The following is a 26793-nucleotide window of genomic DNA, read 5'->3' as shown; positions in this document are numbered from 1 at the left end:
TTGGCCGGAAAAGGGAGGATTTATGCACAATACAGAAAAACGGCGAATATAAGCAGGTTGTGATTTTATGTGTAAAGTAAAATGGAACTTAATCCTTGCGTTGGGGCTGGATGTGGCGTTTAATTGCGCGAGTTGAGATTGGTTATCAGTTAAGGGTAAATGTCGTGGCTATAGAAGCAAGTCGGATCGCACGGAAATGCGAGCGGGCCGTCATCACGGCTTACACGGAACTACGCGAAGTGGGTACGGCAGACGTAACCGCGTTTAACGCCTGTACCACCCTTTACCGTATCCACCACCCCGAATCGTCCTTGAGCGAAGCGCGCATGCTAGTTTCCGAATGGATTGACCACCATATGGTTCGCAAGGATGATGGCCCGACAGCCGGGTGTAACTGCGGCTGAATAACCGATTTTTACCGGCCAGCAAGTTTAGGCCGGTAGCACCAGACAGTTCTGGCGGATGCTCATGGTCAATGAGCATCCGCTTTTTTTATGGCTGATAACGGCGCAGTATTTATCTGGTTTTGACTGCCGCAAAAAAAAACTGGCCCGCGTTACCACGGACCAGTTTTTTACAAACAACAGGGCAGTCAGCTTTTAGCGTTTGCTGAAGGGGACAAAATCCCGCTCCGTAGCACCCAGATACAACTGGCGTGGGCGGCTGATGCGCTGGCCCGGTTCCTCAATCATTTCTTTCCACTGGCTTACCCAACCGGTGGTGCGGGCAACCGCAAACAGCACGGTGAACATGCTGGTGGGAATGCCCATGGCCTTGAGGATAATGCCGGAATAGAAGTCCACGTTGGGGTAGAGCTTGCGCTGCACAAAGTAGTCGTCGCTGAGCGCAATGTTTTCCAGCTCAACAGCCAGATCAAGCAGCGGATCATCCTTGATGCCCAGTTCCTTGAGAACTTCGTGGCAGGTCTGCTGCATAATTTTGGCGCGCGGGTCGAAGTTCTTGTAAACGCGGTGGCCAAAGCCCATGAGCTTGACGCCGCTGTTCTTGTCTTTGACCTGAGCGATAAAGGCCGGAATGTTTTCTTTTTTGCCAATATGGGCCAGCATTTTCAGCACGGCTTCATTGGCCCCACCATGGGCAGGCCCCCACAGGGCGGCAATACCTGCGGCAATACAGGCAAACGGGTTGGCCCCGGTGGAGCCTGCCAGACGCACGGTGGAGGTGGACGCGTTCTGCTCATGATCTGCATGCAGGATCAGGATCCTGTTCATGGCGCGGGCCAGAACGGGGTTGACCTTGTAGGGTTCGGACATGCGCGCGAACATCATGGACAAAAAGTTTTCCGCGTAGTTCAGGTCATTCCGCGGGTAAATAAAGGCATCGCCCTGCGTGTACTTGTAAGCCCAGGCCGCAATGGTCGGGATTTTGGCAATCAGGCGCATGGCAGCCAGTTCCCGGTTTTCGGGAATGGCGATGTCGCTGGCATCGGGGTAGAAGGCAGAAAGAGCGCCAACCGTGCCACACAGAATGGCCATGGGGTGGGCGTCACGCCGGAAACCGTTAAAGAAGTTACGGATCTGCTCATGGAGCAGGGTGTGGTTTGTCAGCGTGGTGGAAAAAGTATCGTACTGCGTCTTGTTGGGCAGTTCGCCATTGAGCAGGAGGTAGATCACCTCTTCGTAGGAAGCATTTTCCGCCAGCTGGGCAATGGGGTAGCCACGGTGTAGCAGAACGCCCTTATCGCCATCAATAAAGGTGATCTTGCTGTTGCAGGAGGCCGTTTCGCCGTAACCGGGGTCAAACGTAAACACGCCCAGTTCTGAGGGCAGTTTACGAATATCAATAACATCCGGTCCAAGGTTGCCAGAAAGTACGGGCATCTCGGCGGTTTTGCCACCGATCGAAATGGTAGCGGTGGACTGCTTACCCTCGTTCTGCGACACGCTCATGGTGTTTCCTTTTGCATAATGGGGTCACGGTCGCGGCTGCGGCCTGCTGTTTGAGTGTTGTCTCCCATTCAGGAGCAAACAAAAAGGTTCATCCCGATAAACCGCGCGTTATCACGCGTGCACACCGGCAGAAAACCAGGGTTTTTTCTCTCAGGGTCGCGTGAATGTGTGCAATGTAAGGCTCATGCTGTCGCAGTTTGCCCAAGTGGTCGGGTCCGGAACAAGGTCGCTTCCGATCATCTCGAAGACCGCGAGAGAGGCCGGAGCGAATCCCTGATCGAGCTTTTCGTTCCTGCTATCCAGCCAGCGCGCAAACTCTGAAATACCGGGATTATGCCCGACCAGCAGAACCGTACGGGCCTGTGGGGGAGCCTGCCGGAGCGCATTGCTGAGCGCGCCAAGAGCCGCCTCATAGATTTCGGGGCACAACAACACGGTGTCTGGGCTGGCGGGGGGGAGAGCGCTCTGCACGCCTGCAAGGGTCTGCTGCGTTCTTACCGCCGGACTGCACAGGACTGCATCGGGGGTTAGCCCGTTCTGGTGGAGCCACATCCCGCACCGCATGGCGGCACGCTCGCCATTGTGGGTCAAGGGGCGCGCCATGTCTGACTCGACAGAAAAATTGCCCGGATCAGGTGGCACCGCTTCCGCATGACGGAGCAGAATCAGGCGGCGGGGTGTGGGGAGAGCGGGCATAAGATCACATGATGTTATGGGGAGGAGGGGTGAGGAGCCGATTCAAGCGCGATGGCTTCATGGTGGCGGATCACCTCATGGATAATGAAGTTGAGGAACTTCTCCGCAAAGTCGGGGTCAAGGTGTGCATCTTCCGCAAGGCGGCGCAGGCGCGCGATCTGCTGAGTCTCACGCGCGGGGTCCGCGGGGGGGAGCTTGTGGAGAGCCTTGAGTGCCCCCACGGCCTTGGTGCAGCGGAAGCGTTCTGCCAGCATGGCCACAAGAGCTGCGTCAATATTGTCTATGCTGCGGCGGAGGTCCTGCAGGGCTTCCGGGGGGCACGGCTGATTTGTCACGGTGATCAAGGTCTCTGGCTGCTGGAAAAGAACATTATGGGAGCGTTATAAACGCGTAACGCCCTGACGTTAACAGACAAAAAGTTTTTCTTCCACAGGCGGGTAAGGCAGGTCCACCCACGCCAGATGTCCGCCTTTGCCTGCACCCGTATCCACAAATATGGCGCGCCCGCCAGCCCGGCCGGGTATGGTCAGGGGGCAGCCATTGGTCGAACGCTGGTCGTGGCCACAGTAAACCGTGTAGCCGTTGGGAATGTGGTTGACCCAGTTAAGCGTGCGCTCGGGGTAACCATCGGCCTGCACGCGGCTCGTTGTTTCGCCAAACAGTGCGCGTGAGAGCAGGTAGGTTACGCGGCCCAACGGTGGGGGCGGGGGTTCGTTCAGCATGTGCGGCTCAAACGCACCGTGCACAAAAATGGTTCGTCCCATGACCAGCCATGCCGGAGCCTGCTCCAGTGCTGGCAGCACGTCATGCAGGACATCCACGTTATCTGGTGCACTCAACTGGGCCAGTGTTTCATCCAGATGGGGGGAGGAGCGGAGCTTCTTGCCCATAAGCGCACGGCCGAGTTTGCGGTCGTGGTTACCAATAAGGAACAGGCCGCGCCCTTCGCGCTGGACCTGGAGCATCAGGCGCAGAACACCCGCGCTATCTGGCCCGTAATCCACCAGATCACCCAGCTGGATGATAAAACGATCCGTGGCCACGGCATGGCGGAATGCTTCTAAATCCCCATGCACATCGCCCACAATGCGGAGTCCTTTTCGCATTGCGTTCTTCACGTTTTCGTCATGCCTGGTATCCGTGAACATGCCATCCATACCCGTTCTTTCCTAACCTTCATGTAGGCTTTTCGAGCGAAAACAGGAACGGTGCTGGCAAGTTTTTTTTGAAGGGGGCATACACATGCACAAGTATGTGACGCGCCAGAGGCTTCTGTTTGCGCATAGGGTGCAAGAACTTTCAGGGGCGGAAACAAGCCTGAAAATGCGAAAGCAGGGCAGGGCCATTGCCAGATGGCGCACAGCTCCGGACCGGGGCGTGGCGCAGGAACTCTGTGGTGGTTTGCAGCTTTTGTATGTTCGGAACAGTTTGAGAAGAAAAAACAGGAAGGCCTCTCATGACAGAGCGCATTCGGAACGTCGCGCTGCGTAGCAAGGTTTGCCCGGCAGAGGCCGCGGCAAAGCTGATCCGAAACGGTGACGTAGTGGGCACCAGCGGTTTTACTGGCGCAGGCTACCCCAAGGCCGTGCCCATGGCCCTGGCCCAGCAGATGGAAGCCGCCCATAACAATGGGCAGGAACACCGGATCAGCCTGATTACGGGCGCATCCACCGGCCCGCAGCTTGATGGCGAGCTGGGCAAGGTGAACGGTGTTTACTTCCGCTCCCCGTTCAACACCGACCCGGCCATGCGCAACCGCATTAATGCTGGCGAGACGGATTATTTTGATAACCATCTCGGGCAGGTGGCCCTGCGTGCGGCTCAGGGCAATTACGGCAAGTTCGATGTTGCCGTGGTGGAAGCTACCGCCATTACGGAAGAAGGCGGCATTGTACCGACCTCCTCCGTGGGCAATTCGCAGGCTTTTCTCGATCTGGCCGACAAGGTCATTATCGAAGTCAACGAATGGCAAAATCCGGGGCTGGAAGGCACGCATGACGTCTGGGATGGCAACAGCTATGGTGCCGCCCCGCGTGATATTATTCCGCTCTCCCGTGCGGACCAGCGCATTGGCCGCACCTTCCTCAAGGTTGATCCGGCCAAGATTCAGGCCATCGTCCGCACGAATGACAGCGACCGCAACGCACCTTTTGCCGCGCCAGATGGCACAGCAAAAGCTATTGCGGGCTACCTGCTTGATTTTTTTGAGCACGAAGTCAAACAGAACCGCCTGCCGCCCTCCCTGCTGCCGTTGCAGTCCGGTGTTGGCAACGTTGCCAATGCCGTGCTTGATGGCCTGAACGAAGGGCCGTTCGAAAATCTGGTTGGCTTTAGCGAAGTTATTCAGGATGGCATGCTCGCCATGCTGGATTCGGGGCGTATGCGTATTGCCTCGGCAACCTCGTTCTCTCTCAGCCCCGAAGCGGCGGAAGAGATCAACAACCGGATGGACTTCTTCCGCTCCAAGATCATCCTGCGCCAGCAGGACATCAGCAACAGCACGGGCGTTATCCGCCAGCTAGGCTGTATTGCCATGAACGGCATGATCGAGGCGGATATTTACGGTAACGTTAACTCCACCCGCGTCATGGGTTCCAAGATGATGAATGGTATTGGGGGTTCGGGGGATTTTGCCCGTAACGCCTATCTGTCCATCTTCCTGTCACCGTCCACAGCCAAGGGTGGCAAAATTTCTGCCATTGTGCCCATGGCAGCCCATGTGGACCACATCATGCAGGACACCCAGATTTTCGTGACCGAGCAGGGGCTGGCCGATCTGCGTGGGCTTTCGCCCGTCAAGCGCGCCCAGACCATTATCGAAAAATGCGCACATCCGGATTACCGCCCGATGTTGCAGGATTATCTGGACCGTGCATGCCGGGAGTCCTTCGGCAAGCATACACCACATCTGCTGACCGAAGCCCTGTCCTGGCACCAGCGGTTTATTGAAACAGGCTCAATGCTTCCCGCGTAAGCGGGTTGCATCCTACGGCCACGAGGCCCCTGCTCCTGTAATAAAGGGCAGGGGCTTTTTTGTTGGGGCGTTTAAAACGGCAAGCCGACCCGCTACCCGGTTGCAAGGAGCAAAAGGTTAGGGGCAGATGTTATTCGGAATGTGTGGTGGAAGACCCGGGCACAGTAAGGGATGTGGTCAACTGGTACGGTTGGTGGGTAATAACAATATCAACCGGCCTGTTTGCCAGAAAATCCGCCGTAGATATTTTGGCCGAAGGGGTGTCGGTAATAATGGCTTCGGCATCGCGGTGAACCAGAGAGAACAGGCTGGGTGCCGCAGTGGGGGAAAGGTAGGCCGCGTAGGGGTGGCGCCCGGCCATGCGGTGCGCGTTATAGGCATCCCGCTCGGAGTTTATGGGAATGGCCACCATAACCTTGGAATCGGCTTTTAGGGCTGCTGCGGTGCTTTTGTAATCGGCTGGTACAAAAATCACCCGGTCACGCATATGGGCCTTGCTGACCTCATGCGCCACTTCCTTGGGGTCTGCTCCATGCAGGTCAAGCATCAGCAGGGTGTTGGAGTGGCTGGCCGTGTCCAGAATGGTCGCAAGCGTGCTGCTGCCCGGTTCTACGGCAACCTGCCCGTCTGCTCCGCTGGTCAGGCTCAAACGTACCATGCCGGGCCTCCCCATGGAGGAAATGGTCGCTGCCTGTGCCACGCTCTGTGTGCCCGTATTGCTGGCACAAACAATAAGCCCGTGGTGAATGCGTGCCATAATACCACTGGTTTTGGTGTGGTGGATGGCCAGCACGGCGACGGATGCAGCGCATAGGGTTGCTGCAAAGGCAATTTTTTTCAAACACCTGTGCGAGGTGGTGGCACCGCAGCAAACAGATATGTCAGCTCCCTTTTCAGGATGTGACATCAGTGGGTTCCTTGTCCTTCTGACCGACCATGGAGGCCGCTTTAGCCAGATCAACAGAAAGAACGCGGCTCACTCCGCGTTCCTGCATGGTTACACCAAAAAGCTGGTCCATATGGGCCATGGTGAGCTGGTGGTGTGTCACGACCAGAAAACGCGTACCGGCTTCTGCAACCATGTCGCCCAGCAGGGCGCTAAAGCGGCCCACATTGGCGTCATCCAGTGGGGCATCCACTTCGTCCAGTACGCATATCGGAGCAGGGTTACAGCGGAACACCGCAAAAATCAAGGAAAGCGCGGTTAAAGCTTGTTCACCTCCGGACAGGAGCGAAAGTGTGGCCAGCTTTTTGCCCGGTGGCTGGGCATAGATTTCCAGCCCGGCTTCCAGCGGGTCATCACTCCCGACAAGGCCAAGATGGGCGCGTCCACCGCCAAACATACGGGTAAACAGGGACTGAAAATGCTGGTCCACCTGTGTGAACACCGCCATAAGCCGCTCACGCCCTTCCTTGTTGAGCGAGCCTATGGAGCCGCGCAGGCGGTTTATGGCTTCCTCCAGATCACTCATTTCCGCCCCAAGGGTCTGGGCCTGGGTGGAGGCTTCCTCCGCTTCCAGTTCCGCCCGCAGGTTGACCGGCCCCATATCGTCCCGCTCGCGGGTCAGGCGGGCAATCTTGCGGCGCAGGGAGGTTTCGGCCCCTTCTGTCAGGTCGGAAACGGGTTGTCTGGGCGGGTTAGGGGTTTCTACCAGCAACTGGTCCAGAATGGCCTGAGCCTGCTCGCTCTTGCCTTCCGCCTTCAGCAGGTTTTCACGCGCGGTGGCCAGTTCGCCTTCTGTTTTGCGGCGCAGTTCGTGGGCGGTGGTCAGGGCTGCTTCGGCTTCGGCCCGCAGGCGGTCGGTCTGGGCAAAGTGTTCCTCGGCATCTTCCAGCGCCGCCAATGTGCTGGCTTTTTGCTGCTGTGCCGCTGTGGGAAGTTCGGCCACCTTGTTGTGGTTGGCCCGTGCCGCTTCCAACCGCTGGAGGGCATTTGTGGTGTCTGTCCGGGCAAGGCCCTCACGCGCACTCCACTCGGCCTGTGCGGTGTTGAGCGTGTTAATCCGGTCTGCCTGCGTGGTGGATTCGGCCTGCAGGGCTGCACGGAGTTCGCGCGCGGCATCAAGCCTGCCCAGCAGGTCGGCTTTCTGGGCGTGCAGGTTGTCCAGTCTGGCCTGTGCATCTTCTGGCACTGCGGCGCAGGCGGCTTCCAGCGCGGCTTGTGCTGCAAGCAGGTTCTGCTGGGTGTCAGTATGTTCACTGTGTAGTTCGACCTGCCGTGGGGCCAGCCCCGCCAGACGGCTGCGCAGGGTAAGGGCCTGCTCGTGCAATGCGCGGCTGGTCTGCGCAGTTGCGGCCATCTGCGCATCGGCCTGCAAGGTGGTCTGGGTTGCAGCCTGTAGGGTCGTGTTGGCGGCGTTCAGCTTTTCCTGCGCTGCGTGCAGGGCATTCTGGGCCTGCTGCATGGACTGGGCAGAGGCCAGTTTATCTTCCATCTCTGCAACGGTTGTGGATTCCGTTGCTAGATTATGGCGCAGGCGTTCAAGCTCGGGGGTGAGCGTTTCCAGTCGCGTTGTGGCGGAGGCATGCTGCTGTTCGGCGCGGGCCAGTTTGTCCCGGGCCGTTTGCAAGGCCGCCTGTGCTTGCTTGAAGGCGGTGTGTGCCTGCTGCTCGGCGGTTTGTGCTGCGGTGTTTCTCTCACGCGTGGTGGCAAGGGCGCGCTGGGTGTCCTGTAAGGATGGCAGGCTCTCATGCGCGAGCCGGGCTTTGCTGAGTGTGGCCTCGGCTTCGGCTAGAGCAGCCTGTGCGCGCTCATGCTGGGGGAGTGTGGCATCCAGCCTTGCGCGGTAGGAGGCGTAGCGGCGTTCTGTTTCGGTCTCATGCGCGCGGGCCTTCTGGAGTGCTTGTTCCTGCGTGTGGCGGCTGCTGCGCAGTTGCCTGAGCAGGTCCTCATTGGTCTGTACGGCGGCAGCACAGCTTGCAACGCCTGCCTGTATGGCGGGCAGGTCGGCCTGCAGCACGCTCAGGCGGCTTTGGGTTTCGCGCAGAACACGGCGTTGGGCCAGCCTGCGCGCGGCCGTGCTGGTTCCCCCTGCCTGAGTGTAAAACCCGTCCCATCGCCACAGATCCCCTGCGGTGGAGACCAGGCATTGCCCCGGAGCCAGCAAGGGCTGAAGTGCTCGCCCATCCGCACCTTCGGACAGCAGCCCGGTACAAAGCAGAACCCTGTCCAGCTCCGGTGGTGCCGTAATGTGGTTTTTGAGCGGCTGTGCGCCGCCGGGCAGGGCAGGCAGGGATTCAGGCGGGAGGTGCCGCCAGCCTTGGGGGGCATCGGGGGCTGCTGGTGCGTCCAGCCCTTCCGCCAAAGCCGCTGCCAGAGCGTTTTCGTATTCTTCGGGAACGGTAATCTGGGCGGAAACCGGGTTTTCCGCCACAGCACTATCCTGCCCCAGAGCCTGATCCAGCCCTTCGGCCTGTGCCTGCAGGCGGGTCAGTTCGGTCTGGAGTGTGGTCTGCTGGTCCTGGGCTGTTGCGTACTGGGCTTTATGCACACTTAGCGTGTGTTCGGCCTGCTCCAGTTCGGCGCCGGTCTGGGCCAGCGCATTTTCCTGCTGGGTGCGTGCCTGTCGGGCGCTGTCCAGAACCGTGTCAGCAATGGCTTTGGCCCGCACCTTGTCCAGTTCCCGCGTAAGGGTCTGTGCTTCGTGCTGTGCGCGTTGCTGCGTAGTGCTGGCCGTGCGCAGGGCTTCGGCAGCACTACGCTGGTGTGCTTCGGCTTCCTGCGCAGCGCGGCTGGCCTCGGTAAAAGCGGTGCTGGCGGCGCGGCGTTCGGCCTCGGCTTTTTCCTGCGTTTGCGTGGCCTGTTCCAGCGTGGCGGCTGCCTGCTGGCTGCTGGTTTGGAGCGCATCCAGCACATCGGGGCTGATGAGCGCCTCCAGCGCTTCGGCATGGCGCTTTTCGGCCCCATGCAGTTCAGCCTGTAGGGCTGTCAGGCGTTGTCGGGCCTGTTGCAGGGCTTTTTGTTGCTCGTTTTGAGCGGCCTGTGCGGCCTGTGCGTTATTTTTGGCAATGGAGAGGTCAATATTGCATTGCGCACAAAGGCGCTCGGCTTCCTCCTGCGCGGCTTTGGCTGCCTGCTGGGCCTGTGCGGCCTGCTCTGCCTGCTCCTGCGCCATAGCCAGTGCCTGCTCGGAGGGGAGCTGGCTTTCCAGTTCCGCCAGTTCGGCCTGAATGGTGTTGAGTGCGAGAGCAACCCGCTCGTGCCGTGTGCGGGCGTTGTTCAGGCTGTCTTCGGCCCGTTCCTTGCCTGCGCGGGCTGCACTCAGCTCGGCTGTCAGGCTGGCAAGGGCCTGTTCGGTTTCGGTCTGCTGGGTGCCCAGTTGTTGTATCTGCTGCTCGGCCTCGGCTGTGCGGGTGGGGAGCGATGTCTGGGCGGCCAGCACCTCGGCCATATCCGCCTTAAGGCGTTCGAGCGTGTCCAGCACGTCCTGCAGGCGGGTCTGCGCGGCCTGTGCGTCGGCCTCGTGCTGTTGCAGCAGTTCGGCTGCGGCTTGCGCCTGAGCGGCTGCGCGTTCTTCTTCCTTGACCACGCCTTCTGCCAGAACACGGCAGCGTTCCAGTGCCGTGCGGGCGGCATCGGCTTTTTCGCGCAGGGCGGGGAGGGCTTTGGTGGCTTCAAATTCGGCCAGAACAGCGTTTTCGGCCGCTTCTTCATGCGTCGTCAGGGTTTTGCGGGCCTGCACGGCAGCATTTGCCGCGCGCTCCACGGCCAGTCTGGCCCGTGCGTGCAGGACTGCCAGCAGCTCGGTTTCCGCCTCCCGCAGGGCCGCCGAAATTTCGCGGTAGCGCGTGGCCTCGCGCGACTGTTCGGCCAGACCACTCAGCCGTTCGGTCAACTGCACACGGCGGTCTTCCGCACGGGTCAGGTTGCCTTCGGTTGCACGGAGCTTGATCTCGGCTTCGTGCCGGCGGGCATGCAGGCCGGTAATGCCTGCGGCTTCTTCCAGAATGCTGCGCCGCTCTTCCGGGCGGGCACCGACCAGCATGGCCACCCGGCCCTGACTGACCATGGCGGAGGAGCGCGCACCAGATGCCAGATCGGCAAACAGGGTCTGTACATCCCTTGCGCGAACGGGGCGGCCGTTAATGCGGTAATCGCTCCCGGCACCGCGTTCTGCCCGGCGGGTAATCTGGAGTTCATCCAGATCGGCAAAGGCTGCGGGGCCAAAGCCCTTTGTGCCTTCCAGCGTTACGGTGACTTCCGCCAGCGAGCGGGCGGGACGCCCGGCTGTGCCTGCAAAAATAAGGTCATCCATTTCCCCCCCACGTAGGGAGCGGGCGGAGGATTCCCCCATAACCCAACGGAGTGCTTCCACCACGTTGGATTTGCCGCATCCGTTAGGGCCAACAACGCCGGTCAGACCGGGGAGCAGCTCCACGGTTATGGGGTCGGCAAAGCTTTTGAACCCCACAATGCGGAGGCGAACAAAACGAACCGTCATACAGATCTGTGTTTTTCTGGTCGGGAGGGCTGACTGTTAAAAAACAGTCAGCTTGCCTTGTTCAGATATTTAACAAAGTCATCGTAGGAGAGGGCGCTGGACACCTGCTCCTTGTTGTTGAAGCGGAAGGTGGGGGTGGACTCAATGTTGTATTTGTCCTGCGCTTCGCTCTGCTCGGTCATGATGAACTGGAGCAGCTTCTGGTCCGTTACCGCTTTTTCAAACGTTTCGGGTGGCATGCCGGCAAAGGCCGCCATTTTTTGCAGCTCGGCCTTGTGGTCGGCCTCGTTGTTGTACGCCCACCGATCCAAGCTGGAGAGCACGGCCGAGCAGAAGGGCTCGTACCGTTCTTCGGGCAGGGAGCGCGCGACCATGGCAGCAAGCGTTGCAAGCTGGTCGGTGGGGAAGTCATGAAAAACGTAACGGATTTTGCCCGTATCGATCAGGTTTTTCTTAACCTGCGGGAAGGTTTCTTCCGCAAAATGCGCACAGTGGATGCAGGTCAGGGAGAACCATTCCTCCACCACCACCTTGGCGTTGGGGTTGCCCAGCACGCGCGGGGTAAAGCGCGTATCGGCTGCATCGGCCGCAAAAGCCAGCCCGGGGAGTGAACTGGCGGTGAGGGCGGCGCCCGTAGCGACAAGAAAAGAACGACGTGTAAAGGACATGAGGAACCAAGCCTTCCCGATCAATGGACCAAAATGCTGCGAACAGGGATGGCGGCAGAAAGAACTGCCGTCAACCTGTTGTTGTAGGCAGACCTGCCTGAGCCGGTGGATTGGAGGTGTTTTCTCCCTCGCTACCCAGCTTGCGCACCCGCACCCGGCGGATATGCCGTGCATCCGCATCAAGCACGCGGAACAGATAACCGTTTTCGTGCGTCAGCACCTCGCCGCGTGTAGGCACATGCCCGGCCATACGAAAGACAAGGCCACCAATGGTCTCGATTTCGGCTTCTTTTTCGCTATCGGTCAGAATCGGGCCAATTTTTTGCTCGAACTCTTCCACCGGGCAGCGGGCATCCACGTCATATGACCCATCGGGGCGGGGGGTAATCAGCACCGCCTCGGGTTCATCATGCTCGTCGGAAATATCGCCCACAATGGTTTCGATCAGGTCTTCAATCGTTACCAGACCATCAATGCCGCCGTATTCATCAATAACAAGGGCAAGGTGCATGTGGCGCTGGCGCATTTGCAGCAGCAGGTCCAGCACGGGAATTTGCGGGGCAATAAACAGGGGCTGGCGGAGCAGGGGTTCCAGATTGAACGCCTCGCTGGTGCCAACATAGGCAATAAGATCCTTTACGTGGATCATGCCAACAATGTCATCAAGCTGGTCGCGGTACACGGGCATGCGCGAGTGGTTTTCGCGTCGCATCATGGCCAGGGCCTCGTCCAGAGAGATGGAAACCGGCATGGCCACAATATCGGCTCGGGGCACCATTACGTCATCGGCCGAAATATTGCGCAGGCGCAGGATATTGGCGATGAGCGCACGTTCCTGCCTGTCCAGTTCAGGTTTTTCGCCGTCCGGGGCGCTTTCATCTCCTGCTTCGGCGGCCTGCTGCACAAGGGCGGCAATAGAACTGCGCAACCCGCCCGTAGGCTTTTTGCGATGAAAAAACGAAAACAGGCTTCGCCCGGAAGGCTCCGCCCGCTCGGCTGACGTATCGTGTTCGCTCATGACCGGGTCTTCCACGGGTTAGGCACTTTCATGCGGGAAAGCAGGCGGGATTCCAGCATTTCCATTTCCCGTGCTTCGCCTGGGTGGTGGTGGTCATACCCAGCCAGATGCAGGCTGCCATGCACAACCAGATGCGCCAGATGGTGGCTGACTGGCCGCCCAGCCTTACGGGCCTCACGCACAACCGTTTCCAGCGCCAGAATAATATCCCCCCCGCCATAGCCGGGTGGGGGTTCAAAAGTCAGTACGTTGGTGGGTTTATGCTTGCCCCGGTGCCTGCCGTTGAGCAGCCGCACCTCCCGGTCGCTTGCCAGCACAACACTGCCGGGTTCAAGCCCATACCGCGCGCAGGCCGCCAAGGCGCGGCGCACGGTTTTTTCGGGTGCGGGGGCGTAGGAGCGCCAGCGTGCGTCCCGGATAAGCACATCCGGGCCATCCTGCGTCAACTCATCATGAAACCCTGTTGGATACGGGTCCGTATCCACAGGGTCGGCCACGTCCTGCGTCAGGACAGGGCCAAGGCTACTTCGCGGTTCCATTGTTCTCCTGACGGCCCTTGTGGCGGGAGTGCCCTTTTTTATCAGCCGTCGTCGTTTTTGCATCATAAGCTTCAATAATGCGCGCGACCAGCTTGTGTCGCACAACATCAGCCGCTTCAAAACGGCAAATGGTAATTCCCTTGACGTTTTCAAGCGTATCTACCGCATCCTGCAGGCCCGAGGGTGTGTCATGCGGCAGGTCAATCTGGGTCAGATCCCCCGTTACAACCATGCGTGAGCCCGGCCCAAGGCGGGTCAGGAACATCTTCATCTGCGCGATGGTGGTGTTCTGGGCTTCGTCCAGAATAACATATGCGTGCGAGAGCGTGCGCCCGCGCATGAAGGCAAGGGGGGCGACTTCAATCTCACCCGCACTCATGCGGCGCATGACCTGATCACCGGGGAGCATGTCGTGCAGTGCGTCATAGAGAGGGCGGAGGTAGGGGTCGATCTTGTCCTTCATGTCCCCGGGCAGAAAGCCGAGCCGTTCGCCCGCTTCCACCGCAGGGCGGGAGAGAATGATCCGGTCAATGGAGCCTGCCAGCAGGAGGGAGACCGCCTGAGCTACCGCAAGGTAGGTTTTGCCCGTACCCGCAGGGCCAATGCCAAACACAAGCTCCTTGGTGGCAAGGGCGCGCATGTAGCTGGCCTGTCCGGGGGAGCGGGGCTCTATGTTGCCCTGACGCAGCCGGATAACGGGCAGTGTGGGGTCCTGATTGGCAAAGGGCGTTGCCGGAGCAACAGACAGGGGGAGGGTAGGTCTGCTTTCATGTACTCTGGACATGCGTATGGCCGCCTCTACTGCGCTGATGTCTATGGTCTCGCCTGCTGCCAGTTTCTGGTACAGCAGGCTCAGGGTCGTGCGGGCAAGGGATGTGGTTTCTGGCAGACCCCGGATGGAAATGCGGTTGCCGCGTCGCGCAACGTCCACTTCCAGCCCTTCTTCCAGGCAGCGCAGGTGCCTGTCGTGGTCTCCGACCAGTCGGGCAAGCAGCGCGTTGTTTTCAAATTGCAGGGTTACGGGCTGAGCCAGCTCCGCAACCGCGACGGAAGGAGGGGGGGACGTGCGCGTGGTATTCAAGCGTATACATTCTCCTCTTCCAGAATACCGCCCAGCGAGTTTGTCAGGCGTTCTGTTATGCGGACTGGCACCGTCTGGCCGATCAGGCGGTCAGGGCCGATCACATGGACCGGCTGGAGCCAGGGTGAGCGTCCTGCAATCTGCCCGGGCTTGCGCCCTTTGCCAGTAAACAGGACGGGCACGGTCTTGCCAACCATGGATGCGTTAAACGCATCCTGCTGTTCGCGCAGGAGTTTCTGCAGGGCTTGCAGGCGGGCATCCTTTACGTCCTCGGGCACCTGCAGGGGCGCGCCCGCTGCCGGGGTGCCGGGGCGGGGGGAGTATTTAAAGGAATAGGCCAGCGCAAACCCCACATCGCGCACAAGCTGCATGGTGGCTTCAAAATCCTCATCCGTCTCGCCCGGGTGGCCGATAATAAAGTCGGAGGACAGGGCAAGGTCCGGCTTGGCCGCGCGCAGGCGGTGCACAAGGTCGCGGTATTCATCGGCCGTGTGGCCACGGTTCATGGCGCGCAGAATACGGTCGGAGCCGGACTGTACGGGCAGGTGGAGGAACGGCATGAGCTCTGGCAGGTCGCGGTGGGCTGCGATCAGCGCATCGTTCATGTCCCGCGGGTGGGATGTGGTGTAGCGGATGCGGGACAGACCGGGAATTTTCGCCAGCGCATAGGCCAGACGGGTCAGGTCCCATACCGTGCCGTCAGGGCCTTCGCCGTGATAGGCGTTGACGTTCTGCCCCAGCAGACTGATCTCGCGCACGCCGCTTTGGGCCATGCGGCGGGCTTCGGCCAGAACGGACTGCACGCTGCGGCTGCTTTCCGCCCCGCGGGTGTAAGGGACCACGCAGAAGGAGCAGAACTTGTCGCACCCTTCCTGAATGGTCAGGAAGGCTGTGTAATTCCCCGGTGTCTGCGGGGCTTCGGCTTCGGGCAGGAAGTCGAATTTCTGTTCGGTGGGGAAGTCGGTTTCAATAACGGCATTCCCCGCACGGGCCGCGCGGGCCACCATTTCTGGCAGGCGGTGGTATGTCTGTGGGCCAAGAACGATGTCCACATATGGTGCGCGGGCCAGAATTTCCTGCCCTTCGGCCTGCGCCACACACCCGGCCACGGCAATAATGGTGTGCTGGCCTTCCGCCTTACGGGCTTCCTTGATCAGCCGCAGACGGCCGAGTTCGGAAAAAACCTTTTCCGCCGCACGGTCACGGATATGGCAGGTGTTAAGGATGATCATATCTGCCGTATCGGGCGTATCCACCGGCTGGTAGCCCAATGGGCGCAGCACATCCCCCATGCGTGCACTGTCATACACGTTCATCTGGCAGCCCCATGTAATCACATGCAGGGCGCGTGACGGTGCTGTTTGGTCGGGGGTTCGGGTCATAATGGCTGCCACTCCGCTCTACCGCTGGCCCATTCCATGCGGCGGAAAGAGGACATCAGGCGTGCGGGGGCGCAGGTCAAGCCTCTTTTCTCACGGCTTGGAGGGGCGTGGTCAGGAATGGTGCGTAATAAGAGCCATGCCGTGCCGGACAGAGTGGCCTCCCGCCGTGAACAATATGCCGGCCGATTGGGGGCGGCCGCGCTGGTTATGTCCTCTTTTTCAATGAAGCAAAAAATGAGGCCGTTCTGTCAAGCAGCAGTTTTGTTTTCTTCACATGTGCGGGTAAAAAATTGGCGGGCAGGGATGCCGCATTGAACCGGCCGGGCTGCACACGTGGCTCACGGTTCTGTCGCAGGTCGGCGCAGCCATCAGCCACGGCTTGCCATGCGGCCTGTGCCAGCGCCTTGCGGCTGGGGAACAGGTCGGGGTCCAGTGGTTCGTGCAGCACAACGGTTACGCGCGAGCGCTTCCACTGCAAAAGCTGCCAGACATGTGGGCCCAGATCCATATCCCCGTACCATGAGAAAATAGGGCGACGGAACCGGCTGATCGGCAGGCCCTCCAGCTCGTCATAAACAAGGGAGACAGGCTGTATAAGGGGCACCATGCCGGGCTCGTAGGTTACCGGCAGCAGGCTCTTGTCCATGCCATCCTTGAGCTTGGGTAGTTTAGCAATGGCAAAAAAAGCGGACATGAACGGCAGAACGCGCGACCCATCGGAGGATGTGCCCTCGGGGAAGAGGACCAGATTATCCCCGTTCACCATACGCTGGATCATCTGGTCGCGTTCGCGCCCGGTGGTGCTGCGCTGGCGGCTGACAAAAATGGTGCGGCCAATATGGGAGATAAGCCCCATGACCGGCCATTTTTCAATATCCCCCTTGGCCACAAAAACAGAGGGTAGCAGCGTGCCCAGCACAGGCACATCCAGCCATGACATGTGGTTGGAAATATAGATAACAGGCCGCTCACCCCGTTTGCGGGCCTTGATGCCCCCAACCGTGCCCACCCGTTTGCCCACAACGGTAATATGCAGGCCAATAATGCGGCACAGCACACCCCAGATAACCCGCGTCCAGCGGATTTTGGCCGTGCCGGGCACGGGCAGCAGGCAGGCTTCAAACCCGACGGAAAGCGGCACCCATACCAGCAGTCCGGCCAGACGTATGGCCGAGCGGGCCTGCCCCGCACGGCGGAACAGCATATCTACCCATGACGGAAGGGGAGAGATCGGAGCGGTGGCAGGCGTGCCCTGGGGCAGGGACTGCGTAGGTTGGTCAGGCTTGGTGCGCATGGTCCTGCTTCTGCCAGAGGCTGGCCGGTTGGGCCAAGGAGCGGGCAGCAATGTGGAAGAAACACATAAACATGCGTTCTCATACCGCGAAGAGGGGGGAGGGGACAATCCACCGTGTGAGAAGGTTTTTTTGGGCGGAATACCTAATTTTTGTCATGGTATGCTTGTAGGCCGGGAGAAACATGTAAAAATAAGCCCCGATAACGGGCCACATAGCCTACATGCAGCAACAGACAGACAGGACAGAGTGGCCGTTTACAATCGCAACATACTTGGCAGGTTTACTGGTACCGCGAATCGGCTTCTGGCTGGAGCGGCGCTGTGGAGCGTTTTAACATGTGGCGCGCGGGCAGCAGACCCACAGCCCTATGTGACAAACCTCGACCCAACCGGGCAGAGCGATCTGGATACCGCGCTCAAGGCTTCGTCCGACCTGTTAAGCCTGCAATCCACGCGGGCGGTTGGCCCGTTTGCGCTGGCCGGGCGCGTGCGCAACGAATATGACCGCCTGCGCGGCGCGCTGGAAAGCTGCGGGTATTACGATGGCACGGTGCATATCATGCTCCGCAATGGCAAGCAGGGCATTGCCATGGATGGGATGTCCAACGCCCTGGCATCATGGATTGGGACCGTGCCGGAGCATGACAAGGTGGATATTACCGTTAAGGTTGATAAAGGCCCGCTTTTCCACCTTGGTTCGGTCAAGCTGGTGGAAAGTGCCACTGGCGTTGCCCCGCAACTTACCCCCGAACAGCAAAAAGCGTTTGGCCTGCACACAGGTCAGCCTGCCATAGCTGCAGATGTGCTGGCCGCAGGTGGCCGCCTGATGGATGCTTTGCGTGAGAGCGGGCACGCGCTGGCACAGGTTGACAAGCCCATGGCCTACCTGCGCCCGGGCACCAAAACAGTGGATATTGTGTATCCTGTTGTTCCCGGTCCTATACTGGATATTGGCAGGATCAACCTGGAAGGACTCAAGCGGGTGCATCAGTCGTTCGTGCGCAGGCGGCTGACCGTGCATGAAGGGGAACTGTACCAGCCATCCCGCATAGAAGCCGCACGGCAGGACCTGACCACCTTGGGTGTTTTTTCCAATGTTACGGTCAGGGATGCCTCCAACAAGGCGGTTAATGGCACCATGCCGCTGGATTTTTCCTTTCAGGAAGGTAAGCGCCACTCCATTGGGGCAGAACTCGGATACTCCACGGACCTTGGTGCCCGCGTGGGGGCCATGTGGACCCACAACAACCTGCTCGGCAATGCCGAGCGCCTGCGCCTGACAGCCCTGATCACCGGTCTTGGCGGGTCTGCCCAGCAGGGGTTGGGGTATGATGTGTATGCAGATTTTTTCAAACCTGACTTTCTGGAAAGCAAACAGAACCTGAATGCCCGCATAGAAGGCCTGCGGCAGCTCTTCTGGTCCTACCGGCAGACGGCATTGCTGTTGCGTGGGGGCATAACCCGCCCACTGGCCAAGAACTGGAACGGTAATTTTGGCCTTGCCGCAGAGCAGGAAAGAATTGAGCAGTTCGGCGTTTCGCGCAGTTACACCATTCTCTCGGCACCGCTTTCGGGCATGTATGACAATACCGGGGTGGGCAACCCCATAGAGCCCGCAACACATGGCGTGCGTGCGAGCATTAACGTGACCCCCTCGGTCTCTCTGGGGAGCAAGGGGGCGGGTACGTCGTTCTTTACAATCATGAATGCAACAGCCTCCACCTACGTGGACCTGCACAAGCTGGGCATAAGCCGCCCGGGGCGGAGTATTCTGGCGTTCCGTGGAACTATTGGCAGTATTCAGGGTGCAGGCACGTGGGACATTCCGCCTGACCAGCGCATGTACGCGGGGGGGAGTGCTACGGTGCGTGGTTATCGCTGGCAGGGCGTTGGGCCGCAATATGGCCATACCAAATATGCCATTGGTGGCACCTCGCTGGATGCGGGAACGGTGGAATACAGGCAGCGCCTGTTCAAGAGCTTTGGGCTGGCTGCTTTTGCGGATGCCGGGCAGGTGGGGAGCAACAGCATGCCCTTTACCGGAACCCTGCGTGTGGGTGCTGGTGGTGGTGTGCGGTATTATACACCTATTGGTCCGGTCCGGCTGGATGTGGCCGTGCCGCTTAACCGCGCTCCACGTGGGGATTCGTGGGACTTGTACATCGGGCTGGGGGAAACATTCTGATGCCAGAAGCCACACCCGCGCCCCCGAGCACACCCGCGCCTCCACCACCGCGCAGCCTGTGGCGGCGCGCAGGCCGTTTTGTGCTGATAACCGCAGGCTCGCTGGCTGGTATTGGCGCATTGGCGACAACCGTTCTGCTCATAGGTGCCAATACGGGGCCGGGGCGGCGGATGCTGGTGCGCCAGACCGCATCCCTGACCGGGGGCATGGTTACGCTGGATGGGCTGTCTGGCCGTTTTCCCGATAACCTGCGTGTTAAAACGCTGGCGATCCATGACCGGCAGGGAGCCTGGCTAACACTGCATGACGTGCGGTTTGACTGGTCGCCCATGGCCATGGTGTGGCGGCAGGCCCGCATTTATGTGTTTAGTGCAAGCGTGCTGGATATTCCGCGCCTGCCTGTGTCCGACCCAACTCCACAGCCTGCCCAGCCGACCTCGTCCTCCCCTTCTGCCCTGCGTATGGGGGTGGATATTCGCAAGCTGGAGGTCGGGCAGATTAATGTGGGCGCGCCCCTTGCCGGGCAGGCAGCCAGTTTCCGGGTGAGTGGGCATGGCAAGCTTGCCAATATTGACCCGGTTATTAACGGGCTGAGTCTGCCAAAACTCCCCCGTTCCGACATTGCCATACAGGTTACACGGCTGGACCAGACCGGGCAGATCAGCCTGTCCACGGCAACGGGGAAGGGCAAGCTGGCCCTGCACCTGAATGCGAGCGAAGGCGCAAATGGTGGGTTTGTGGCAACCCGGCTGGGCATGCCGCAACTGGCCCCTATAGCGCTCAAGCTGGATATGCAGGGGCCGGTTACGGCCAACACTCTGGCCTTTTCGGCCTCCGCCGGAGCAGTAAGCGCGCAGGCACGTGGTACGCTGGACCTGCTTGCGCAGCAAATGGCCCAGCTGGAGGTTTCGGCCCAGTCACCCCAGCTTGCTCTTACGCCCGAGATCGGGTGGCAGGCCGTGCGCCTTGCTGCCCGGCTGAATGGCAAAATGGCGGCTCCCCATGGCACGGCGCAACTGGATGTGGACCAGCTTGCCGCTTCTGGCGTGCAGGTGGGCACTTTGCGTGTCCGCTTTGCGGGGGAGGGTGGTAATGCTGCCGCACTGGCTGAACAGCTCCACCTGATGCTCACGGCCGATGGGCTGCGCCTGCCGGGTAAAGCCCCCACATTGCTGGCGGCCGCCCCGCTCAAGCTGGATGTTGTGGCCAAGCCAGCCGTGCCGGGGTTGCCGGTGGTCTTTACCCTTGAACATCCTGTTATTGCCCTGTCGGGTTCTGTGCAGGCAGCCGCACCACAGCGTGGCACACTCAGCCTGAACGTGCCTGACCTGCTCCCCGTGGGGGAGGCCGCAGGCGTGCCTCTGCGTGGGCATGCAAGCCTGAATGCCCAGTTTGACCGCCCCCGCGACCCGCAGGGCGAGACACATCTGGCGACCGACGGCCAACTGGCCATAACGGGTGGGCAGGCGCAGGCCGCAGGGCTTATTGGCCCGGATGGGCATTTGGCCCTTGCTGCAGCCATGCACCCGCTGCCAGCGCAGGCGGGTATGGCTGCCGGGCAGCAGATTGACCTGTCCTCACTCACCCTGTCGGGGCAGGCGCTGGATGCCAAGGTGCAGGGCCATGTGCAGACCGGCCGCAATGTGGATATAACGGCCAATATCGGCCTGCCCGCACTGGAAAAACTGGCCCCCACCTTGCGGGGGGATACCAGTATTGCGCTCGCCCTCAAGGGGCCATTGCAGGACTTTGTTGCCACATTGGGGGCAAAGGCCAATCTGGGTACTGCCTCAATGCCCAAGGGAGCTTTGGCGCTGGATGCCTCTGTTGCCCACCTGCCAGTGGCTCCTCAGGGCACACTTGCTCTGGAGGGCACGCTGGATCGCGCGCCCGCGCAACTGGCTGTGGCATTTGGGCAGGCAGCCGATGGCACGCGCCATCTTGACCTGCAAAAACTGGCCTGGAACAGCACCAAAGGGGAAGGCGCGCTTACACTTGCCCCCAAAGAGGTGGTGCCACAGGGGAACCTGGACCTGACAATTGGCCGGCTGGCGGATTACAGCCCTCTGGTTGGCCAGAAAATAGCGGGCTCACTGGCCGCATCGGTCAATACTACCACGGCCGAGGACAAGCCGGTGGTGGCCCTCAAGCTCAAGGGGAATGTGCAGACACCCACATTCAAGGTGGGGTCGATTGCGCTGGCGGGTTCCATAACCGACCCGGTTGCCCACCCCACGCCAGACCTGACCCTGCGCCTTGGCGGGCTGGCTGCCGCCGGGGTAAGCGGGCAGGCGCAGCTGAGTGCTAAAGGGCCGGATACAGGCATGGTGCTGGCCGCGCAGGTGGGGCCAGCTAGCTGGATGAACAGCCCCCTGATGCTGAACACACAGGCTGTGCTGAATCTGCCGGATAAACAGCTTAAACTCCAGAAGCTGAACGCCACGGCAAAGCAGGAAACCCTGCGCCTGCAAGCGCCTGTGCTTGTCTCGTTTGGGGATACGCTGGGAATCGACCGCCTGCGAGCGGTACTGACCACGCCGGGTAGCCAGCCTGCTACGCTGGATGTGGCCGGGCGGATAAAGCCCAGCCTGTCGGTTACTGCGGATATTCGCAATGTAACCCCGGCACTGGCACACCCGTTTATGCCGGACCTGAACGCCACGGGTGTGGTGTCTCTGAACGCCAAACTCTCTGGTGCGCTGGATAAGCCAGAAGGCAAGGTGCAGGTCAGGGGCAGCAACCTGCGTATGGCAGATAGTTCTGCTGCGGCCTCCGTTCCTGCAATGGAGGTGGAGGGTACGGCCACTTTTGCCCGCACGCAGGCACAGGTGCAGCTTGATGCTTCCGCCGGAAGCAAAATGGGCCTGCAGGTGCGTGGCAGTGCGCCCCTGTCCAAAACGGGGCCGCTGGATTTGCGGGCCAATGGCAATCTGGACCTGAGCATCGGCAACGGCATACTTGGCGCGCAGGCCCGGCAGGCGCAGGGCAAGGTGCAACTGGCCCTGCAGGTGCGTGGCACGCCGGCTTCTCCCGCCATTATGGGGGCGGTTGACCTGATTAATGCAGATTTTCAGGATTTTGCGCAGGGGTTCCATCTGAGCGCCATTAACGGTCGTGTGGTCGGGGCGCGGGACCGCATTGTTATTCAGACACTCAGCGCAAAAGCAGGGGATGGCACACTGGGGGCAAATGGCTTTGTGGGTGTTGCCATGCCGGGCATGCCCATAGACCTGCATCTGTTTGCCAAGGATGCACGCCCGGTTACGAGTGACTTGCTGACTGCGGTGCTCAATGCCGACATAACCGTGCGCGGGCAGGTACAAACCCGTATGGATGTGAGCGGTGGGGTCGATCTGCGGCGCGTGGAAATCAATATTCCCAATTCGCTCCCGGCCTCTGTTGCGCGTCTGGACATCATACGCCCCGGCGAGGAAAAAAAGCGGGTGGAGGAAGCCATGGCCGCCTCCACGCACCAGTCGGTTATCGGGCTGGACCTTAAGCTGACATCTCCGGGCAAGTTTTTTGTGCGTGGGCACGGGCTGGATGCGGAAATGGCAGGCCGCCTGAATGTAACGGGCACGGCACAGGCCCCCGTTGTAACTGGTGGGTTTGACCTCAAGCGCGGTAATTTTGATCTGGCGGGGATCTCGCTCAACTTCACCAAGGGCCGGGTTGGCTTTAATGGGTCGGGCGTTGGACACAAGCTTGACCCAACGCTTGATTTTGAAGCCGACCGGGCGGTGGAAGGCCAGACAGCCATGCTGAAGGTAGGGGGCTATGCCAGCGCTCCCAAGATCAGCTTTGATTCCATACCTTCCCTGCCGCAGGATCAGGTGCTGGCCATGCTGCTGTTTGGTACGGATGCCCGCTCGCTTTCTTCCACCCAGATGGTGGAGGTGGGCACAGCGCTGGCAACCCTGACCGGGCTGACCACCTTTGACCCCATGGGCACCCTGCGTAAAACCCTGCATCTGGACAGGCTGGCCGTTGGCGGCGGTTCAGGCGTTGGTAATGGTGGTACCAGCGTGGAAGCCGGCAAATATGTCATGAAAGGTGTTTACGTAGGTGCCAAGCAGGCGACCTCTGGCTCCGGCACGCAGGCGCAGGTGCAGGTGGACCTGACAAACCACCTTAAGCTCAACACCACGGTAGGCACGGGTGGCTCCGTAACGGGCTTTACCACGCCCGAAAACGACCCGGGGAGCAGCGTGGGGCTGGTCTGGCAGTATCGCTACTAGGGTGGGGGTATTTGCGGCACATGGGGCCTCTGGCGGGGCTGTATTGGCTGCGGCGGAGTGTCTTCAGGCCGCAAAGTATGCGTCACTCACAAGACGCGCTCCGCGAGGGGGGCTGTTGTGAGTGACGATAGGCTTTTAAGGGCTGGGGGCGAATGTATGCAGTCGCATGGAATAGGCCAGGATCTTAAATGATCTTGACCGCAACGTGCCCTTTTTCTGATGAAAAGCCGATGTATTCGTATTTTATTTTTGTGTCGGCAACAAATTCCTGAAAAGCCTTGAATTCGTTTTCTTTCCATCCGGGGTAGTTAAAGTATTCATCGAATACTATTACGGTTCCGGATTTTATTCTGTCTTTGGTCAGATCCAGCAGAATTTTTGTTGATTCGTACGTGTCACAATCAACGTGCATATAGGCAATGCTGTTGTCTGTCTGTTTTAGAAAAACAGGAATAACGTCATCAAACCAGCCAATGTGGAGCTGAACATTAGGGCGCACTTTGGGGGGAGCCTTGTTCATATTGAACGCTCCTTTTGTTTCCATCGTGCCTTTCCAGTCGGTCGGGAGGCCTTCAAAAGAATCGAACCCGTGAACGGTCTGCTGGGTAAGGGAGGCTAAGTAATTGATTGAGGCCCCTTTTTCGACGCCAAATTCAAGTATTAGTCCTTCTTTGTCGGCATGTTGGAAAGCGTATTTTAGCAAAGAGTAACGGTCTTTGGAGACAATGGCGCGACCCATATTATTTAATATGTAATCTACAGTTTCCTTCTTTGCATTTATTTTCAAATCTATCCATAGATCATTTGAGTAGTATTTATGTAATAATTTTTTATATATATGGCATAGAATGCCTCTATTATCAAAAATAGACATCGCGACCTTTTTTGAGTGAAAGAAGTTGCCTGTTTGTAAAATAATAGTGGCACTTCTGGCATAAAACGACATTGCCGCACAATTTAAATTTATGCTTGCCGTGCATGGTTCTTGGTCAGCTTATCGGCCCCTTGCGCATGTGTTTCCGCGCAGGTGGCCCGGGTATTTTGCAGGCGGCCTTGGTCGGGCGGCGGGCAGGTGCATCGTGCGAGCACTAAGGGGGCATGAATATAATAGCCCCCTGAGCCTGTTTTTGTTCAGGGCTGAGGGTGAATGTCCATGACCACAGGCACATGGTCGGAGGGGGATGGCCAGTCTCTGGCCTCTTCCAGCACGGACATGCTGGCCAGTTCCGGCACCAGATCGGGGGTGACCCATATGTGGTCCAGCCTGCGGCCCCGGTTGGACTTGCGCCAGTCCTTGTTACGGTAAGACCACCATGTGTACAGCTTGTCGGTGGGGGGTACAAAGCGGCGCATGGCATCCACAAAGCCGGTCTGCTGCCATTGGGTCAGGCGCTGGGTTTCCGGTGGTGTGTGGCTGACAATTTTCAGCAGTTGCTTGTGGCTCCACACATCATGCTCAAGGGGGGCAATGTTCAGGTCGCCTACCAGCACCGTACGGGCTGGTTTTTGCTGAGCAAACCACTGTGTGGCTTCGTCCACAAAGGCAAGCTTGTGGGCAAACTTTGGGTTGGTTTCCGGGTCTGGTTCATCCCCACCTGCGGGGACGTAAAAATCATGCAGGGTGATGTCCCCCCCCGGTGCATGGACGGTGGCGGCAACATGACGGCAGTCTTCCTGAGCGTACCATGTTGGCGTGTCCACAACCGGGCTGAGCGGCAGGCGCGAGAGAATGGCCACGCCGTTATACCCCTTCATGCCCTTGTAGTGCAGGTGTTCAAACCCAAGGGCACGCACGCTCTCATGCGGGAAAAGTTCGTCTGTCACCTTTGTTTCCTGCAGGCAGACAACGTCTGGTTGCAAGGCGGTGGTCAGTTTTTCCAGCAGCGGCATACGCAGGCGGAGGGAATTGATGTTCCATGTCACAAGTCGCATGGGCAGGGCATGGCGTATTGTGTGGGGGAGCGCAAGCAAAAAGACAGGCACCTCCATGAACACAGGGGTGGGAGGAGTCTTGCAATTTCTGGCAACCGCACCATGATATTAGAAGCATGGATACCCAACGCCCCCAGCCAGCCCCCCCGCAGGATGCCGTAGCCCTGCACCGCGCCCTCCTGACACTCGATAGCCATATCGACATTCCATGGCCTGACCGGGCCGATGCGTTTGAGGACACCCCCCAGCGCAAGGTGGATATGCCCAAAATGCAGCGTGGCGGTATGTCGGCAGGCTGCTTTGTAGCCTACACGGCACAGGGGCCGGTTACAGCGCAGGCGCACGCACAGGTGCAGCAGGAATGTCTGGCCATGCTGGACGCCATCAACACCATGCAGGGCACCCATAATGGGGTTACGGCCCGGGTGTGCTCCCGCGTGGCTGATATTCGGGCAGCTCACGCCCAAGGTGTGATCGCGGTTATTCCCGCTGTGGAAAATGGTTATGGCATGGGCGAGGACCCGGCTCTGCTTGGCGCATTTGCCCAGCGCGGCGCGCGGTACGTTACCCTGACCCATAACGGGCATAACGCTCTGGCGGATGCGGCCATCCATCGCCCCAGTCTGGGGGATACACCGCAAAAACACGGTGGGCTTTCCACCCTTGGGCGTGAGGCCGTGCGGGAGATGAACAGGCTTGGCCTGCTGGTGGATGTGTCCCACGCCTCCAGGCAGACCATGTTGCAGGCTGTTGCGGCTTCGGCCACGCCAGTTGTTGCCAGCCATTCCTGCGTGCGCACATTGTGCGATCATCCGCGCAACCTGGATGATGAACAGCTTGATGCACTCGGGGCCAGCGGCGGGCTGATCCAGATAACCGCCATGCCGGCCTTCCTCAAACCCAAACCGGAGGAGGGGCGGCGTTCTGCTGGTGTTGCTGACCTTGTGGACCATATTGACTATGTGGTGCGCAGGCTTGGCCCCGCTTATGTCGGGATTTCCTCCGATTTTGATGGCGGCGGCGCACTGGCGGACTGGCAGGATGCAACGCAGGGTGCCAACATTACCGCCGAGCTGCTGCGCAGGGGTTATGACCGAAGCGAGATAGCGGCCTTCTGGGGTGAGAATTTTTTGCGGCTGCTGGAAAAGGCAGAGCAGGTGGCAGAACAAAGCGGGACTACAGCCCACGCTGCGGACTGAAAATTTTGTCCACTATTCCTCTTGACACGCCCTATTTTCAACAAAGAGTTCAAAAAAGCAAAGATGGGTTAAGGGTGCTTGGGAGTAAAATCCTTTTAAATCAATGGCATGATGTGTTTGATTAAAAAATATGCAATCCGTTGGAAGGGCTGAAAATCTGCGGTTTGCACCCTTTCCGCCCCCCATCGTCCACAGACTTATCCACAAAAACGGTGGATGAAATTGATTGCCCCCCA

General features: G+C 59.5%; 19 protein-coding genes. 5 read left to right on the top strand and 14 right to left on the bottom strand.

What is annotated here, in order from left to right:
* Positions 1-164: 164 nt before the first annotated feature.
* Positions 165-404 carry a hypothetical protein gene (locus LKE65_RS11150; RefSeq protein WP_086645847.1) on the top strand — a complete coding sequence of 80 codons (240 nt, stop codon included), beginning with the start codon at positions 165-167 and terminating at the stop codon, positions 402-404.
* Positions 405-599: 195 nt separating this feature from the next.
* On the opposite strand, the gene gltA is transcribed toward LKE65_RS11150, so the two are convergent.
* From gltA to LKE65_RS11130, 4 genes are all read right to left on the bottom strand, one after another.
* Positions 600-1910 carry a citrate synthase gene (gltA, locus tag LKE65_RS11145; RefSeq protein ID WP_086645848.1) on the bottom strand — a complete coding sequence of 437 codons (1311 nt, stop codon included), beginning with the start codon at positions 1908-1910 and terminating at the stop codon, positions 600-602.
* Positions 1911-2060: 150 nt separating this feature from the next.
* A complete protein-coding gene (locus LKE65_RS11140) occupies positions 2061-2606 on the bottom strand; it encodes a SixA phosphatase family protein (RefSeq protein ID WP_278741380.1) in 546 nt (181 codons plus the stop codon).
* A 14-nt stretch (positions 2607-2620) separates the two neighbouring features.
* The gene (locus tag LKE65_RS11135; protein ID WP_369823018.1) at positions 2621-2941 is read right to left on the bottom strand and encodes a chorismate mutase; all 321 of its coding nucleotides are present in this window, start codon (positions 2939-2941) and stop codon (positions 2621-2623) included.
* A 69-nt stretch (positions 2942-3010) separates the two neighbouring features.
* Positions 3011-3754 carry a metallophosphoesterase gene (locus LKE65_RS11130; protein ID WP_095349157.1) on the bottom strand — a complete coding sequence of 248 codons (744 nt, stop codon included), beginning with the start codon at positions 3752-3754 and terminating at the stop codon, positions 3011-3013.
* Positions 3755-4062: 308 nt separating this feature from the next.
* Here LKE65_RS11130 and LKE65_RS11125 point away from each other — a divergent pair, with 308 nt between their 5' ends.
* Entirely contained in the window at positions 4063-5580 is a 1518-nt protein-coding gene (locus LKE65_RS11125; RefSeq protein ID WP_095348916.1) for an acetyl-CoA hydrolase/transferase family protein, read from the top strand.
* Between the two features lie 130 nt (positions 5581-5710).
* Here LKE65_RS11125 and LKE65_RS11120 read toward each other — a convergent pair whose 3' ends face one another.
* The 8 genes from LKE65_RS11120 to LKE65_RS11085 all read right to left on the bottom strand — a co-directional run bounded on the left by LKE65_RS11120 (position 5711) and on the right by LKE65_RS11085 (position 17003).
* Complete coding sequence (locus LKE65_RS11120) at positions 5711-6421, bottom strand: hypothetical protein (RefSeq protein ID WP_233129075.1); 711 nt, start codon at positions 6419-6421, stop codon at positions 5711-5713.
* Positions 6422-6473: 52 nt separating this feature from the next.
* The gene (locus LKE65_RS11115) at positions 6474-11021 is read right to left on the bottom strand and encodes a chromosome segregation protein SMC (protein WP_278741378.1); all 4548 of its coding nucleotides are present in this window, start codon (positions 11019-11021) and stop codon (positions 6474-6476) included.
* A gap of 47 nt (positions 11022-11068) precedes the next feature.
* Positions 11069-11689, bottom strand: coding sequence for a DsbA family protein (locus tag LKE65_RS11110; protein ID WP_165924985.1), 621 nt, complete (start codon positions 11687-11689; stop codon positions 11069-11071).
* A gap of 70 nt (positions 11690-11759) precedes the next feature.
* A complete protein-coding gene (locus LKE65_RS11105; protein ID WP_278741376.1) occupies positions 11760-12707 on the bottom strand; it encodes a hemolysin family protein in 948 nt (315 codons plus the stop codon).
* Positions 12704-13246, bottom strand: a complete 543-nt coding sequence (gene ybeY / locus LKE65_RS11100; RefSeq protein WP_278741374.1) for an rRNA maturation RNase YbeY — start codon at positions 13244-13246, stop codon at positions 12704-12706. The genes LKE65_RS11105 and ybeY overlap by 4 nt, the downstream gene beginning before the upstream one ends.
* Positions 13230-14327: a PhoH family protein gene (locus tag LKE65_RS11095; protein ID WP_369823019.1), complete on the bottom strand. Its 1098-nt coding sequence runs from the start codon at positions 14325-14327 to the stop codon at positions 13230-13232. Before LKE65_RS11095 ends, ybeY begins: the two co-directional genes overlap by 17 nt.
* Positions 14324-15709, bottom strand: a complete 1386-nt coding sequence (gene miaB, locus LKE65_RS11090) for a tRNA (N6-isopentenyl adenosine(37)-C2)-methylthiotransferase MiaB (RefSeq protein WP_278741373.1) — start codon at positions 15707-15709, stop codon at positions 14324-14326. Before miaB ends, LKE65_RS11095 begins: the two co-directional genes overlap by 4 nt.
* A gap of 205 nt (positions 15710-15914) precedes the next feature.
* Positions 15915-17003, bottom strand: coding sequence for a lysophospholipid acyltransferase family protein (locus LKE65_RS11085; RefSeq protein WP_408744067.1), 1089 nt, complete (start codon positions 17001-17003; stop codon positions 15915-15917).
* Positions 17004-17322: 319 nt separating this feature from the next.
* On the opposite strand from LKE65_RS11085, the gene LKE65_RS11080 reads away from it, so the two are divergent.
* A complete protein-coding gene (locus LKE65_RS11080) occupies positions 17323-19188 on the top strand; it encodes an autotransporter assembly complex protein TamA (RefSeq protein ID WP_408736151.1) in 1866 nt (621 codons plus the stop codon).
* A complete protein-coding gene (locus LKE65_RS11075) occupies positions 19188-23426 on the top strand; it encodes a translocation/assembly module TamB domain-containing protein (protein ID WP_278741372.1) in 4239 nt (1412 codons plus the stop codon). Before LKE65_RS11080 ends, LKE65_RS11075 begins: the two co-directional genes overlap by 1 nt.
* Positions 23427-23610: 184 nt before the next feature.
* Here the strand turns inward: LKE65_RS11075 and LKE65_RS11070 are convergent, their stop codons facing one another.
* Both LKE65_RS11070 and LKE65_RS11065 read right to left on the bottom strand, forming a co-directional pair.
* On the bottom strand, positions 23611-24372 hold the full coding sequence (locus LKE65_RS11070; protein ID WP_278741370.1) for a class I SAM-dependent methyltransferase: 762 nt from the start codon (positions 24370-24372) through the stop codon (positions 23611-23613).
* 185 nt (positions 24373-24557) lie between these two features.
* Positions 24558-25358, bottom strand: a complete 801-nt coding sequence (locus LKE65_RS11065; RefSeq protein ID WP_253527382.1) for an exodeoxyribonuclease III — start codon at positions 25356-25358, stop codon at positions 24558-24560.
* A 116-nt stretch (positions 25359-25474) separates the two neighbouring features.
* Between LKE65_RS11065 and LKE65_RS11060 the strand changes: the two genes are divergently transcribed.
* The gene (locus LKE65_RS11060; protein ID WP_278741369.1) at positions 25475-26557 is read left to right on the top strand and encodes a dipeptidase; all 1083 of its coding nucleotides are present in this window, start codon (positions 25475-25477) and stop codon (positions 26555-26557) included.
* The last annotated feature ends 236 nt before the right edge of the window (positions 26558-26793 follow it).

This window comes from Acetobacter fabarum (assembly GCF_022483405.1).
Classification (GTDB): Bacteria; Pseudomonadota; Alphaproteobacteria; order Acetobacterales; family Acetobacteraceae; genus Acetobacter; species Acetobacter fabarum.
Note: the sequence above shows the minus strand (reverse complement) of the source record. Positions and strands in the feature narration are given on the sequence as shown.